Annotated in this window: 13 protein-coding genes; 4 read left to right on the top strand and 9 right to left on the bottom strand. The window is 59.1% G+C overall.

The window, feature by feature from the left end:
- Positions 1-57 precede the first annotated feature (57 nt).
- The 7 genes from GNG26_RS21980 to rhaB all read right to left on the bottom strand — a co-directional run bounded on the left by GNG26_RS21980 (position 58) and on the right by rhaB (position 8,354).
- A complete protein-coding gene (locus tag GNG26_RS21980; protein WP_156240083.1) occupies positions 58-1,062 on the bottom strand; it encodes an ABC transporter permease in 1,005 nt (334 codons plus the stop codon).
- Entirely contained in the window at positions 1,059-2,063 is a 1,005-nt protein-coding gene (locus tag GNG26_RS21975; protein WP_156240082.1) for an ABC transporter permease, read from the bottom strand. The genes GNG26_RS21980 and GNG26_RS21975 overlap by 4 nt, the downstream gene beginning before the upstream one ends.
- Positions 2,063-3,565 carry a sugar ABC transporter ATP-binding protein gene (locus GNG26_RS21970; RefSeq protein ID WP_156240081.1) on the bottom strand — a complete coding sequence of 501 codons (1,503 nt, stop codon included), beginning with the start codon at positions 3,563-3,565 and terminating at the stop codon, positions 2,063-2,065. The genes GNG26_RS21975 and GNG26_RS21970 overlap by 1 nt, the downstream gene beginning before the upstream one ends.
- Positions 3,566-3,633: 68 nt before the next feature.
- On the bottom strand, positions 3,634-4,620 hold the full coding sequence (gene rhaS, locus GNG26_RS21965) for a rhamnose ABC transporter substrate-binding protein (protein WP_103177531.1): 987 nt from the start codon (positions 4,618-4,620) through the stop codon (positions 3,634-3,636).
- A gap of 81 nt (positions 4,621-4,701) precedes the next feature.
- Positions 4,702-5,532 (bottom strand): rhamnulose-1-phosphate aldolase, encoded by an 831-nt coding sequence (gene rhaD, locus GNG26_RS21960; RefSeq protein ID WP_103177530.1) that lies wholly within the window; start codon positions 5,530-5,532, stop codon positions 4,702-4,704.
- A 96-nt stretch (positions 5,533-5,628) separates the two neighbouring features.
- Positions 5,629-6,888 (bottom strand): L-rhamnose isomerase, encoded by a 1,260-nt coding sequence (rhaA, locus tag GNG26_RS21955; RefSeq protein ID WP_156240080.1) that lies wholly within the window; start codon positions 6,886-6,888, stop codon positions 5,629-5,631.
- A complete protein-coding gene (gene rhaB, locus GNG26_RS21950; protein WP_156240079.1) occupies positions 6,885-8,354 on the bottom strand; it encodes a rhamnulokinase in 1,470 nt (489 codons plus the stop codon). The genes rhaA and rhaB overlap by 4 nt, the downstream gene beginning before the upstream one ends.
- 300 nt (positions 8,355-8,654) lie before the next feature.
- Here rhaB and rhaS (GNG26_RS21945) point away from each other — a divergent pair, with 300 nt between their 5' ends.
- From rhaS (GNG26_RS21945) to yiiM, 4 genes are all read left to right on the top strand, one after another.
- Positions 8,655-9,491 (top strand): HTH-type transcriptional activator RhaS, encoded by an 837-nt coding sequence (gene rhaS, locus GNG26_RS21945; RefSeq protein ID WP_156240078.1) that lies wholly within the window; start codon positions 8,655-8,657, stop codon positions 9,489-9,491.
- 73 nt (positions 9,492-9,564) lie between these two features.
- Entirely contained in the window at positions 9,565-10,413 is an 849-nt protein-coding gene (rhaR, locus tag GNG26_RS21940; protein WP_156240077.1) for an HTH-type transcriptional activator RhaR, read from the top strand.
- Positions 10,414-10,598: 185 nt separating this feature from the next.
- Positions 10,599-11,219, top strand: a complete 621-nt coding sequence (gene sodA / locus GNG26_RS21935; RefSeq protein WP_103177525.1) for a superoxide dismutase [Mn] — start codon at positions 10,599-10,601, stop codon at positions 11,217-11,219.
- Between the two features lie 66 nt (positions 11,220-11,285).
- A complete protein-coding gene (gene yiiM, locus GNG26_RS21930) occupies positions 11,286-11,969 on the top strand; it encodes a 6-hydroxyaminopurine reductase (RefSeq protein WP_156240076.1) in 684 nt (227 codons plus the stop codon).
- Between the two features lie 26 nt (positions 11,970-11,995).
- Here yiiM and cpxA read toward each other — a convergent pair whose 3' ends face one another.
- Both cpxA and cpxR read right to left on the bottom strand, forming a co-directional pair.
- Positions 11,996-13,369, bottom strand: a complete 1,374-nt coding sequence (gene cpxA, locus GNG26_RS21925; RefSeq protein WP_103177523.1) for an envelope stress sensor histidine kinase CpxA — start codon at positions 13,367-13,369, stop codon at positions 11,996-11,998.
- Entirely contained in the window at positions 13,366-14,064 is a 699-nt protein-coding gene (cpxR, locus tag GNG26_RS21920; RefSeq protein WP_039032144.1) for an envelope stress response regulator transcription factor CpxR, read from the bottom strand. Before cpxR ends, cpxA begins: the two co-directional genes overlap by 4 nt.
- Positions 14,065-14,164 lie beyond the last annotated feature (100 nt).

Genomic DNA, 14,164 nt, shown 5'->3' with positions numbered 1-14,164 from the left:
AATTATGGTGATTTTTATGCCCGGCAGCGCTGCGCTTGCACGAAGCGCCACCCGGCACTAGATCCGTCTTCGCTGCATCAGGCGGCGGGTGATGATCGGCAGGGAGATCACCACAATCAGCATCGCGCCGATAATTACCGACATCACGATGCCAGGCACGTTGAGCAGGCTCAGGCCGAAGGTGACCAGCCCCATCAGGAAGGCGGCGATAATCACGCCCACCATGCTGCCGGACCCGCCAAGAATATTGACCCCGCCAAGCACCGCCATGGTTACCACCGCCAGCTCCCAGCCCATCGCGATGGTCGGGCGGGTACTGCCCAGACGCGAGGTGAGCAGCACCGAGGCCAGCCCGGCCATCAGCCCCACCAGGGCAAAGAGGATCAGGTTGTGACGCTTGACGTTGATGCCGGAATACCATGCCCCGGTGGGGTTATTGCCGATGGCGTAGGTGCGACGCCCGAAGTTGGTTTTGTGCAGCACGAAGGCAAACACCACCGCCAGCACCATAAACAGCGCGAACTCAAACGACAGCGCGCCCCAGACGTATCCCTGGCCGAACCAGGCGAAGCTCTCCGGCCAGGTATTAAGCGCCTGGTCACCCAGCAGAATGTAGGTGATGCCGCGGTAAAGGCTCATAGTGCCGATGGTGATCACAATCGACGACAGGTTAAAGCGGGTCACCAGCAGGCCGTTGAACAGCCCGCACAGCAGGCCAACCCCTAACCCCACGCAGACCAGCCACGGTGTATCCAGCCCCGCCGCCGCGCAGAAGCCCATCACCGTGGAGCTCAGGGCGATAGTGGAGGCCACCGACAGGTCAATCTCGCGGGCGATAATCAGCATCGCCATCGGCAGCACGATGATCGCCTTTTCAGTGAAGTTGAACGTCGCATCCGACAGGTTCCAGATATTCAGGAAGTACGGGGAAGCCAGGGCATTGCCCACGAACACCGCCAGGGTGACCGCCAGCAGAAAACTCTCCCAGCACAGCAGGCGCCGGAAAATGCCTGCCCGAGCCGGGGTATTTTTCATCTCTTCAGAGGTCATCACTTTACTCATGATCTCACCGCCTGTTTCTGACGTGCCAGCGCCGCATCGCGCAGGATCAGCCGTCCTTTGCGCTTGTTGCCGCGTTCATTGAGCAGCACCGCAATCACAATCACCGTCCCGGAAATCGCCATCTGCCAGAACGGCGACACGCCGATCACCGGCAGGGCATTGTTGATAACCCCGAGGAACAGCGCTCCGCACAGGCAACCTAATACCCGGCCCGTACCGCCCATGGTGCTGATGCCGCCGATCACGCAGGCCGCCACCACCTGAAGCTCAAAGCCGTTCGCCACATCGACATAGGCCACCGCGAAGCGCGAGATCCACAGATAGCCGCAGAAGCCAGCCAACGCCCCGGAGAGGCAGAAGCTGACAAACTGCATTTTGCCGGCGTTGATGCCGGTGTAGTACGCCGCCGTGGCGTTACCGCCTGCGGTGTAGAGCGCGCGCCCGGTGCGGCTGTAGCGCAGGAAGTAACCCACCAGCAGCAGCGCGGCAATGGCGCACCAGCTCAGTACCGGCAAGCCCAGCACCGACGCACGCGGCAGGCCGAGGAAATCGGCACCCATCTGGTTGGAGTTGACCCAGCCGCCGCCGGAGAGCAGAAAGATAATCCCGCGGTAGATGCTCATGGTGCCGAGCGTCACCACTATCGCCGGGATGCCCATCTTCCACACCAGCAGACCGTTGATAACGCCCATCAGCAGGCCCAGGGCCGTCGCCAGGATGAGCAGCACCCAGACAGGCACCTCAGGGTAGTTAAAGTTGATCAGGGCGACAATCATCCCGGTCAGCGCCAGGTTGGCCGCCATCGACAGGTCGATGCCTTTGGTGAGCAGCACCATCATCTGGCCGAGAGCGAGGATGATCAGAATCGAGGTATCGTTAAACATCTCCACCAGGTTACCCGGCGCGATAAACGACGGGACGCGGGTGCCGATGGCAAGCACCATCAGCACAATCACCGCCGCCAGCAGCGCCTCGCGGTGTTTAAGCAGTTGTTGCACCATTATGCGGCCTCCTGTCTGGCACCGCTGGCGGCGCTGACGATGGTTTCCGCCGTCGCGCCCCCCGCCTGATACTCCGCCACCATTAACCCTTCATGCATGACGATGATCCTGTCGGCCATGCCCATCACTTCCGGTAGTTCGGAGGAGACCATGATCACCGCCAGCCCCTGACCGACCAGCTCGGACATAAACTGATGCACCGCCGCTTTGGAGCCGATATCGATCCCTTTGGTCGGTTCATCGAGGATGATGACGTCCGGGTGGGTCGCCAGCCATTTGCCGATCACCACTTTCTGCTGGTTGCCGCCGGAGAGGGTTTCCACCGCCTGCTTCCAGCTAAAGGCTTTCACCTGTAGCCGCTTCGCATATTCATCCGCCAGCTGCCACTCGCGATCGTCGTTCAGCACGCCGCTGGCGTTGAGCTTGCTGAGCTGCGGCAGGCTGATGTTCTGCGCAATCGACAGCTCAATAATCGCCCCCTGCTTCTGGCGCTCTTCCGGCACGCAGACGATCCCGGCTCTGATGGCGTCCGCCGGCTGGCGGAAATGCTGCGCTTTGCCGTTCAGCACAATGCTGCCGGAGGAGGGGCGCGAGACGCCGGAGAGCGCCTGCATTAGCTCGGTACGCCCGGCACCTACCAGGCCATAGAAGCCGAGGATTTCGCCTTTGCGCAGGGTAAAAGAAATATTGGCGAACTCGGTGGGGTGGCAGAGATCCCGCACCTCCAGGACGATGTCGCCCTTCTCACATTCCACTTTTGGGAAGGTCTGGGTAATGGCGCGACCCACCATCATCGCCACCATCCGCTCTTCGGTGATGTCGTTGATGGCCCCGGCGCCGACAAATACGCCATCGCGCAGGATGGTGTAGTGATCCGCCAGCTCAAAAATCTCGTCGAATTTGTGGGAGATAAAGAGGATGGCTTTTCCCTCCTGCTTTAAGCGTTCGACAATCTGATAGAACTCGAGAATTTCATGCTGTGACAGGGCAGCGGTGGGCTCATCGAGGATCACCACCTGGGCGTCAAAGGAGAGCGCCCGGGCAATGGCCACCATATGCCGCTGGGCGATGCTCAGGGTTTTCAGCGTGGCGCGCGGGTCAATCTGCACCTCCAGACGGGTGAGGATCGCCTGCGCCCGGCGGTGCATCTCCGGCCAGTCGAGCTTTTTGAAAAAGCCTTTATAGAGGTACTGGCCGACAAAAATATTTTCGGTGACCGACAGCTCATCGAACAGCACGGTCTCCTGGTGGATGGCGGTAATCCCCACCTTGTGCGCCGCGTCAGGGGTCGGCAGCTGAATGGGGATCGCTTTATAGAGGATTTCGCCCGCGTCGGGCTGGTAGATGCCGGTCATCACTTTCACCAGCGTCGATTTGCCCGCGCCGTTTTCACCAATCAACGCGGTGACTTTGCCGGGCCAGAGTTCAAGCTGCACATTCTCAAGGGCACGCACGCCAGGGAAAACCTTGGTGATGCCGTTGAGTGCCAGTAATGGGGTCATGATAGTTCTCCACCATAGGGGATTTTGTAGGCCGGATGGCGCTACGCTTATCCGGCCTACAAAACGCATCAGAAGATTTTCGAGAACTTATCAATGTTGCTGGCATCGTAAACGAACGGCTCAGCCATCGCGCCGTTGCCGTCGGCATCCAGCTTCACTTTGCCCAGTTTACCCATGCTGGCTTCGTCTTTGGTCGCCGTGCCTTTTACCAGATCGTCCGCTAAGTAAGTCGCGGCATACCCGAGGTCGATAGGGTTCCAGATGGCGAAGCTCTTGCTGGCGCCGGATTTCACCGCGCCCGCCATTTCAGACGGCAACCCTAAGCCGGTGACGTACACTTTGCCGATCTTGCCCTGATCTTTTACCGCCTGCGCCGCTGCCACGATGCCGACTGACGACGGGGAGACGATCACTTTCAGATCCGGGTAGGTTTTCAGCAGGCCAACCGCTTCGCGGTAGCTCTTGTCAGAAAGATCGTCGCCATAGGCCACGGTCACCAGATTGACGGACGGGTACTGCGGCAGCACCTTTTTCATCTCGGCAATCCAGGTATTCTGGTTAGTGGAGGTAGGGGTAGCGCTCAGCACCGCCACGTCGCCTTTCTCCACATTCAGCGCTTTCAGCGCGTCGGCCGCCAGCTTGACGTTGGTCTCGCCAATCAGCGCGTTATTAGAAGGGTTAAGGTGGATCTGGCGCCCGGCTTTCGCCACGCCGGAATCCCAGGAGACCACTTTGATCCCGCGCTGCATCGCTTTTTTCAGCACCGGCACCACGGCGTCAGGATCGTTGGCGGAGATGGCGATCGCATCGACACCCTGAGCGATCAACCCGTTCAGCACTTCGATCTGGGCTTCTGCGGTGGTGGTGGTCGGGCCGGTATAGATGACTTTTACATCCCCCAACTCTTTAGCTGCCTCCTGGGCACCCACGTTTGCCGCTTCAAAGAAGCCATTACCTAAGGATTTCGCCACCAGGGCGATTTTCACTTCAGCTAAAGCAGAACCGGACAACGCCAGGGCGGCAACGGTGAGGATCAAGCTTGTCTTTATTTTCATTGCTTTTACTCCACTTAATTGAGTTTTGTAGGGTTTGCAGGTGCAGGTTCGCCCCGTCTCAATGAGCGGGGCGCGATGTTCTTATTTGTAGAGATCTAACGCTGACTGCACCGGGTTGACGCCAAAGCGTTTACCCAGCGCAATCAGTTCTTCCCGGGTGATGGTCTGCTTCATGCCACCCATTGAATAAACTTTTACCAGCACTTCCGCAGACTTTTCGGCGGTATCGATCAGGCCAAAGGTTTCGTCCAGCGTCGGGCCGCTGCCGAACACGCCGTGGAATGGCCACAGCACCAGCGAATGTTTTTGCATCTCCACCGCCGTGGCGCTGCCGATTTCGTCGGTACCCGGCACCATCCACGGCAGAATGCCCACGCCATCCGGGAACACCACCAGACACTCGGTGCTGCCTTCCCACAGCTGGCGGGTGATAACGTCTGAGTTGTTCTCCAGCACAAAAGTCAGGGCGATCAGGTTGGTGGCGTGGCAGTGCATGATCACCCGATCTTTCCCCCCCGTGGCTTTGATGCGCTCGCAGTGGGAGAGGAAGTGGGCCGGCAGTTCAGAAGTTGGCACCGCTTCGTCAGTCAGCCCCCAAAGAATGTGGTAGCCCGCGCCGTCGCTGTCCACTTTTACCACCCCTAAATTGGCGGTGGGATCGAGCTGCACGTTGCGGAAGAATTTGCCGGAACCGGTGACGATAAACGGCGTGTTGGCGAGCAGCGGCATCGGCTGGCTCAGGGCGATATAGCGCGGTTTGGCGTGGAAATCCGCTTCAAACGGGGCGATATCCGCGTCATCCAGGCGCAGCGTCAGGTTGCCGCCGTTGCGCTCGTCCCAGCCTTTCAGCCAGGCGTCGGAGGTGGCTTTGATCATGCCCTGGACGAACCAGGATTGAGTGATGGTCTGCATTTTTTGATTCCTTTGAAAATGCCCGGCGGCGCTTCGCTTGCCGGGCCTACAACTAAACGTAGGCCGGGTAAGCGAAGCGCCACCCGGCAATGTTATTTACGTGCGACTGGCTAATACGTCCTGCTCATACGCCCGGACGTTATCCAGCCACTGGCTGCCCGCCGGGGCGTCGTTGCGCTGGCAATACATTTCCCATACCGCCTGCCACGGCAGTGATTTTTGCTCTTCCAGCAGGGCCAGACGCGCGGTGTAATCCCCCGCGGCTTCCAGCGCGCGCAGCTCGGCGGTGGGCTCCAGCAGGGCGCGCAGCAGGGCTTTTTTCATGTTGCGAGTGCCGATCACCCACGCCGCGATGCGGTTGATGGAGGCATCAAAGAAGTCGAGGCCGATATGCACCCGGTCGAACAGGTCATGGCGGATAATTTCGCTGGCGATGGCCTGGGTTTCGTCATCCAGCAGCACCACGTGGTCGCTGTCCCAGCGCACCGGACGGCTGACGTGCAGCAGCAGGTGCGGCACATAGAGCATCGCGGCGGAGATCTTGTCGGAGATGACTTCAGTCGGATGGAAATGGCCCGCATCCAGACACAGCGCGGTCTGGCGGCTGGTGGCGTAACCCATGTAGAACTCGTTGGAGCCAACCGTGTAGCTCTCGGCGCCAATGCCAAACAGCTTGCTCTCCACGGCATCGATGTGGTGCGCTGGGTTCAGCTTTTCGCTAATCACTTCATCCAGCGCCGCCAGCAGGCGCTGACGCGGGGCGAGGCGGTCAACGGTGATGTCTTTCATCCCGTCCGGGATCCAGATGTTCATCACCGATGGGGTGCCAAGCTGCTCGCCAAACCAGGCCGACACGCGGCGGCTGGCCTTCACGTGGTCGATCCAGAACTGGCGGATCTCGTCGTCGGCGTGGGCGAGGGTAAAGCCGTCGGCGCTCAGCGGATGCGAGAAGCAGGAGGGGTTAAAATCCAGCCCCAGCTTGTTGGCTTTTGCCCACTCGACCCAGTTTTTAAAATGTTCTGGTTTGATGGCGTTACGCTCGACGGGCTCGTCAGACTCCAGATAGATAGCGTGCAGGTTCAGGCGCTTAGGGCCCGGGATCAGGCTCAGGGCCAGCTCCAGATCGGCCCGCAGTTCGGCGGCGTTGCGCGCCTTGCCCGGATAGTTACCGGTGGCCTGAATACCGCCGGTCAGCGCGCCGCCCGGGTTCTCAAAACCGGCGACGTCATCACCCTGCCAGCAATGCATAGAGACCGGCAGACGGTCGAGCTGACGCAGAGCCTCCTCGACATCCACGCCCACGGCGGCGAAACGCTGTTTAGCCAGTTCCCAGGCTTGTTCAAGTTGAGTGGTCATGCGCAAAGCTCCTTTGTCGGTCGTTGTTGCTGAAACTGCGCCCGGTAGCGGGCAATCTCATGATCGGGATGAGGGGTAAAGGTGGTTAGGCCATAGTTGCCGGTCACCACCTGGCGGAACTGGTCGACGTTGTTCAATTCGTCGAGGGTCATCAGCTGAATGCCAATATTGCCGAGGGTGGAGGCCTCGACCGGCCCGGCTAATACCGTGATGCCGCAGGCGTTGGCGCACAGCTGGTTGAGCAGCTGGTTCTGGCAGCCGCCGCCCACAATGTGCAGCTCGCTGAACGGCTTCCCGCGCAGGGTGGCCAGCTCGTGCAGCACCTCGGCATAGAGCAGGGCGAGGCTGTCGAAGATGCAGCGCGCCAGCTCGGCGGCGCTCTCCGGCACCGGCTGCGCACTTTCGCGGCAGGCGGCCTGGATCTCGGCGCTCATATTGGTCGGATTGATAAAGCGGTCGTCATTGGGGTTGATCAGGAAGCGGCACGACGGCAGGGTTTCCGTCTCAGCGATCAGGGCAGCCAGGTCGCTGATACCTTTTTCCTTCAGTACCCGCTGCAGCAGCCACAGCCCCATAATGTTTTTCAGCACCCGGTAGCGGCCCTCTGCGCCGCCCTCGTTGGTGATGTTGGCCGCCAGCGCGCTATCGCTGGTGTAGGGGGTTTTGCTCTCAAAGCCCATCAGCGACCAGGTGCCGGAGGAGAGATACGCTGCATCCTTTGAGGCCAGCGGGGCGGCGATCACCGCGCTGGCGGTGTCATGGCTGGCGACAGCCACCACCGGGATGGCATTCTCCTGGGGGCAAATCCAGTGACCGATCACATTACCCGGATGGGTCGGCTTGCCAAACCAGTCGCGTGGCGCGCCGGTCCAGTTGAGCAGGTTCTCGTCCCAGGTATCGGAATTGATGTTCACCAGCTGGGTGGTGGTGGCGTTGGTATATTCCCAGTTCATCTGGCCGGTAAGGCGGTAGCTGAAGTAGTCCGGGATCAGCAGGGCATGGGCGACCTTCGCCACCAGCTCCGGCTGCTGTTCCACCAGGGCACGCAGCTGATAGAGGGTATTAAAGGGCAGGAACTGGATGCCGCTGCGGCCATAGATCTCCGCTTTGCCCAGCTGCGCCAGCGCGTGCGTCATCACCCCGTCGGTGCGGCTGTCGCGGTAGGAGACCGGCAGGCCGACGCGCTGGCCGTGGCTGTCCAGCAGCACATAATCCACGCCCCAGGTATCAATCCCGATGCTGTCGATGCGAATGCCTTCTTCACAAACCTTATTCAGCCCGGTGCGGATCTCCGCTTCCAGGGTGTCGATATCCCAGCAGTCAAAGCCGTCCCGCTTTTGCAGACAGTTAACGAAACGGTGGATTTCGCGAAGCGAAAGCGTGCGCGCCTCGCGGTGGTAGCTTGCCAGCATCACCCGGCCGCTGGATGCGCCTAAATCGACAGCCACACAATGGCGAAAAGTCATGGTCCGGTCCTTCCTGAAGTCATTGCCAGACAGTGTAAAAAAGGGAAGGGAAGGCGACCTTCTTGCCACTGACAGCGCATTTCCGGCGCTGGCAAGAAATCAAAGATGAACGTGAGAGAGTTCACATTTTCTGTTTTTAACGGCTCTTGCAGGCGATGTGACGGTGACCGCATTTCCAGATCTTTCCCGCCGCTTCTTGAAAAAGCGACAGGGTTTGCGCCATTTGCTGTCGAAAATTTAAGGTGAGGCAGGGAGCCCTAAATTACTATTTTGAGAACTCTTATCATCTGGTGACCCGTTATGACCGTACTGCACAGCGTGGATTTTTTTCCTTCAGGCCACTCGCCTGTGGCGATTGAGCCGCGGCTGCCCCAGGCTGCCTTTCCGGAACATCATCATGATTTTCATGAGATTGTGATCGTGGAGCACGGTACGGGTATCCATGTCTTCAACGGCCAGCCGTACACCATCAGCGGCGGAACGGTGTGTTTCGTGCGCGATCATGACCGGCACATGTATGAACATACCGATAACCTGTGCCTGACCAACGTGCTCTATCGCTCCCCGGAGGCGTTCCAGTTTTTGTCGGGACTGAATCAGCTGCTGCCCCAGGAGCAGGACGGGCACTATCCGTCGCACTGGCGGGTGAACCAGGCCACGCTGCAACAGGTGCGCCAGCTGGTAAGCCAGATGGAGCAGGCTGAAGAGGGGCAGGAGACCCACGCCCTCGCCAGCCGTGAAATCCTCTTTATGCAGCTGCTGGTGCTGCTGCGCCGCGGCAGCCTGGTCGAAGGGGCGGCGGATAACGACGCCCGTCTCAACCAGCTGATGGCCTGGCTGGAAGATCACTACGCGGAGGATGTCTGCTGGGAGACGCTGGCGGATAACTTCTCTCTTTCGCTGCGCACCCTGCATCGCCAGCTTAAACAGCACACCGGGCAGACGCCGCAGCGCTACCTGAACCGGCTGCGGCTGATTAAAGCGCGGCATCTGCTGCGCCATACCGATGATAGCGTCACCGATATCGCCTATCGCTGCGGTTTCGGCGACAGTAACCACTTTTCGACCCTGTTTCGCCGGGAGTTTAGCTGGTCGCCGCGCGATATTCGTCAGGGCCGGGATGCTTCACTTCAGTAACGCGAGGAAAATCACCGTTTTATTGCCGCAAAGCGGGTAATAATGTCAGGTTATTCCCCGGTGAGGTTGTGACGTGGCAGGACAGTTGATTCTTCGCAGAGCCGATTTTTTCGCATCCGCTGCTCAGGCCGTCGCGGTGGCGGATCGCTATCCGCAGAATGTCTTTGCCGAACATACCCACGACTTCTGCGAGCTGGTGCTGGTGTGGCGCGGCAACGGCCTGCATATCCTCAACGATCGCCCCTACCGTATTACCCGCGGTGACCTGTTTTACATCCGCGCGGAAGACAAACACTCCTACGCCTCGGTGAACGATCTGGTGCTGCAGAACATCATCTACTGTCCCGACCGGCTGAAGCTCAACGTGGACTGGGGAGCTAACATCCCCGGCTTTATGAACGCCCGCGGGGCACCGCACTGGCGGCTGGGCAGCAACGGTATGGCCCAGGTGCGCCCGGTGATCGCCCAGCTGGAGCAGGAGAGCCTGAAAAACGATCCCCACGCGTTCGACATGGCCGAGCTGCTGTTTGCCCAGCTGACGATCATGCTCAAACGCTACCGCTACGCCCCGGACAACCCGACCGCCAGCGAGCCGGAAGCGCTGCTGGATAAGCTCATCACCGCGCTGTCTGGCAGCCTGAACCGCAGCTTTGTGCTGGAGAAGTTTTGCGAGCAGGAGCAGTGCAGCGAGCGCGCCCTGCGCCAGCAGTTCCGCACCCAGACCGGCATGACGGTGAACCACTATCTGCGTCAGCTGCGGATCTGCCACGCCCAGTATCTGCTGCAACATACCGAGCTGATGGTCAGCGAAGTGGCGATGCAGTGCGGCTTTGAGGACAGCAACTACTTCTCGGTGGTGTTTAACCGCGAAGTGGGGATGACCCCGGTTCAGTGGCGCCACCGCAGCCATAACGCCGCGTAATAGAATCCCGGCTCTCCCCCTGACTTCTCCGCAGCCCCCGCCAGATCAGTGACATAACGAAAAGTTATAACCATATTAAAACTACGGCATTGATAAACATTTTCAATATCATTTAATTAACTATAATGAACCAACTGCTTACGCGGCATTAACACGTTTGCCGCCCGACAATAATGGAGATGATTATGAGCTATACCCTGCCATCCCTGCCGTACGCTTACGACGCCCTGGAGCCGCATTTCGACAAGCAGACGATGGAAATCCATCACACCAAACACCACCAGACTTACGTTAACAACGCCAACGCGGCGCTGGAAAGCCTGCCAGAATTCGCGAGCCTGCCGGTTGAAGAGCTGATCACCAAACTGGATCAACTGCCAGCCGACAAGAAAACCGTACTGCGCAACAACGCGGGCGGCCATGCTAACCACAGCTTGTTCTGGAAAGGCCTGAAAACCGGTACTACCCTGCAGGGCGACCTGAAATCCGCTATCGAGCGCGACTTCGGCTCCGTTGAGAACTTCAAAGCTGAGTTTGAAAAAGCGGCTGCTACCCGTTTCGGCTCCGGCTGGGCGTGGCTGGTTCTGAAAGGCGACAAACTGGCGGTAGTCTCTACGGCTAACCAGGACTCCCCGCTGATGGGCGAAGCGATCTCTGGCGCATCCGGTTTCCCAATCCTGGGCCTGGACGTGTGGGAACACGCTTACTACCTGAAATTCCAGAACCGTCGCCCGGACTACATCAAAGCCTTCTGGGACGTCGTCAACTGGGACGAAGCTGCGGCACGTTTCGCTGCTAAAAAATAAGGTTGCAAAGCCTTCTGTGAGAAGCGAGTCTGATGACTCGCTTTTTTTGTATCTGAAGGAGTAGAGATGCATTACCCGGTGAACGTGTTTACAGGCAAGGTAAGGGACTACGACGGCAGCCGCCCGAGCGCAATTGCTAAAGTGCAGGTCGACGGTGAGCTGACCTTAACCGACCTTGGACTGGCAGGTGACGAGCAGGCGGAAAAGAAGATCCACGGCGGGCCCGATCGCGCGCTGTGCCACTATCCGCGAGAGCACTATCAGCACTGGGCAAGGGAATTTCCCGCTCAGGCCGATCTCTTTGTCGCCCCGGCGTTTGGTGAAAACCTCTCAACCGAGGGGCTGACGGAGGAGAACGTCTTTATCGGCGACATCTTTCGCTGGGGGGATGCCCTGATCCAGGTGACCCAGCCACGCTCGCCGTGCTTCAAACTCAACTTCCATTTCGGCATCAGCGATATGGCTACGCAGATGCAGAACGCGGCGAAAACCGGCTGGCTCTATCGGGTGGTGCTGGCAGGAGAGGTATCGGCGGATGCGCCCCTGGAGCTGGCGTCACGCCTGAGCGATGTATCGGTACAGGATGCCTGCGCTATCGCCTGGCATATGCCGTTTGACGACGAACAGTATCAGCGTCTGCTGGCGGCGGCGGGCCTGTCGACAAGCTGGACCAGAACCATGCAGAAACGGCGTTTAAGCGGGAAGATCGAGAATAATTCCCGCAGATTGTGGGGAAACCAGGCCGGGTAAGGCGAAGCCACTACCCGGCATAATAACTACGAACGCTTATACAACGGCAGCCAGAGGGTTAAACGCAACCCACCCAGCGGGCTGTCGTCCGCTTTCACCCAGCCGCGATGTTGCTGAATGGCGGTTTCGACAATCGCCAGACCCAGCCCGGTGCCGCCAGATTCACGGTCGCGGGCTTCGTCAGTACGGTAGAACGGACGGAAAATCTGCTCGCGATCTTCCGGGCTGACGCCAGGACCATCGTCATCCACGTTAATGGTGATGCCGTCTTTATCCACCGAGAACGCCACCTCGATTTTGGTATGCGAGTAGCGCAGGGCGTTACGGACGATATTCTCCAGCGCGCTTTCCAGCGCATTCGGGTTACCGTACAGCGGCCACGGGCCCGGCGGGAAATTAACGGTGAACGATTTACCCATCTGCTCCGCTTCGAAGGCGGCGTTATCCAGCACTTCGCCCCAGAGGTGGTTAGCCTTCATCGTTTCGCTGACCAGCGCGTTTTTCTGCTGATTGCGCGACATCACCAGCAGGTCGTTGATCATGCTGTCCAGACGGTGGGCTTCCGTTTCGATACGCTCCAGCTCCTTGCTCTCACCACTGCGGCGGCGCAGCAGGGCGGTGCCCAGTTGCAGACGCGTCAGCGGGGTGCGCAGCTCGTGGGAGATATCAGAGAGCAGACGTTGTTGGGTCGTCATCATCCGCTCCAGCGCCGTCACCATCTGGTTGAAGCTGGCCCCTGCCGCCAGGAACTCCTGCGGCCCGGCTTCCAGTTCCGGGTGCTGGCGCAGGTTGCCCTGCGCCACTTCATCCGCGGCGTTTTTCAGTTTGCGCGCCGGCTTCGCCAGGCTCCATGCGAGCCACAACAACAGCGGTGAACTCACCAGCATGGTGACAATCAGCAGCAGCAGCGGGCGGTCAAACAGCAGGTTGATAAAGTCGGACTGGGAGCTGCTCGCCGGGCGGATCAGGTAGAGCTGGTAATTATCCTCCCCGTCATTGACGGAGAACGGCCCCACCATCTCTACCCGACCATATTTTTTCTTTTGCGGGTGATCGGCGTTATCTGCCTGGCCAATGAAGTTACGGATGATCTGCATTTCATTGCGGTCCGCACCAATCACGCGACCTTCGCTGGTCACCAGCAGCAGGCGTTGTCCGGGAGGCGCCCATTTTTCGATAGCGCGAAACAGCCTGCGCCACCACATCAAATCATTGGGTGGATCGGTGGCCAGCTCTGCTTCTACGTGTTGCTCGATCATCACACCCTGACGTTGCTCGCTGTCGAGGAGCTCCGTCATCTGGCGTGAGTCGAGTTTTGGCAACATCAAAACCAGCATTAAAACAAGTGCCAGCGTCAGCCAGAAAATGGCGAAGATGCGGGCGGTTAAGCTACCTATCATGAAGCGGAAACCATCAGATAGCCGCGTCCACGCAGGGTTTTAAACCACGGGTGACCATCTTTGCGCTCCGGCAGCTTACGGCGCAGGTTCGAGATGTGCATATCAATGGCGCGGTCGAACGGCGTCAGCCGTTTACCCAGCACTTCCTGGCTCAGATGTTCACGCGATACCACCTGGCCCAGATGCTGCGCCAGCAGGTAAAGCAGGGTGAATTCGGTGCCGGTCAGCTCCAGCGCCTGGCCGTCAAAGCTCGCTTCCTGGCGGCCTGGATTGAGGCTCAGGGAGTCCACTTCCAGGGTAGGGGAACCGTTGTCGGTGTTCTGCTGCTGCTCGCTCCAGTGGGAACGGCGCAGGATCGCCCGAATACGCGCTACCAGTTCACGGTCGTTAAACGGTTTTGGCAGATAGTCATCAGCGCCCAGCTCAAGGCCGAGTACGCGGTCAAGTTCGCTGCCGCGCGCGGTCAGCATAATAACGGGGGTCTGGTGTGTCTGGCGCAGCTCTTTAAGGGTGTCGATACCATTTTTCTTCGGCATCATGACGTCGAGCAAAAGCAAGTCGATGCTATCGTCGAGTAGGCTCAGCGCCTGCTCCCCATCATGGGCAACCGACACGTCAAAGCCTTCCATGTCGAGCAACTCCTTTAAAAGGGATGTCAGCTCTCGGTCATCATCAACTAACAGGATTTTATTCATTGTTTAAATACCTCCGAGGCAGAAATTACGTCATCAAGGCTATCTAATCCATGACTTTACGTTGTTTTACACCCCCTGACGCATGTTTGCAGCCTGAATC

The organism is Leclercia sp. J807 (assembly GCF_009734465.1).
In the GTDB taxonomy this organism is placed as follows: domain Bacteria; phylum Pseudomonadota; class Gammaproteobacteria; order Enterobacterales; family Enterobacteriaceae; genus Enterobacter.
The sequence above is the reverse complement of the archived record's forward strand: the minus strand, read 5'-3'. Positions and strand labels throughout refer to the sequence as shown.